Below are 621 nucleotides of genomic sequence, written 5' to 3' on the forward strand. Positions count from 1 at the left end.
TGATAGTTCAAGCAACCGCCACCTCTATCAACTGGACGGCAGCGCCTGGAGCGAGCAGAACAGCGGCACCTGGAAAGATGTTTCCTTCCAGGCCGAACTGAACGGCAAAGGCTATTTTATCTTTAGGGATAGTTCACTCAATTACCACCTCTATCAACTGGACGGCAGCACCTGGAGCGAGCAAAACAGCGGCACCTGGAAATCTATTGATTTCCGGGCCGAACTGAACGGCAAAGGCTATTTTGTCTTTGTGGATAGTTCATCCACCTACCACCTCTATCAACTGGACGGCAGCACCTGGACCGAACAAAACAGCGGCCCCTGGAAACGTATTTATTTCCGGGCCGAACTGAACGGCAAAGGCTATTTTATCTTTTCGGATGGTTCATTGACCGACTACCTGTATCAACTGGACGGCAGCGCCTGGACTGAGCAAAACAGCGGCCCCTGGAAATATATTGATTTCCTGGCCGAACTGAACGGCAAAGGCTATTTTGTCTTTGGGGATAGTTCATCCAACTACCACCTCTATCAACTGGACGGCAGCGCCTGGAGCGAACAAAACAGCGGCGCCTGGGAAGGTATTAATTTCCGGGCCGAACTGAACGGTAAAGGCTATTT

Annotated in this window: 1 protein-coding gene; it reads left to right on the forward strand. The window is 50.9% G+C overall.

Features of this window, described 5'->3' with window-relative positions; translation table 11 throughout:
• Window positions 1-621: hypothetical protein (locus tag ACQY8X_RS21035; protein WP_428037081.1), on the forward strand; the 621-nt coding region annotated here is incomplete at both ends.

Source organism: Amphritea sp., assembly GCF_050300915.1.
GTDB lineage: Bacteria > Pseudomonadota > Gammaproteobacteria > Pseudomonadales > Balneatricaceae > Amphritea.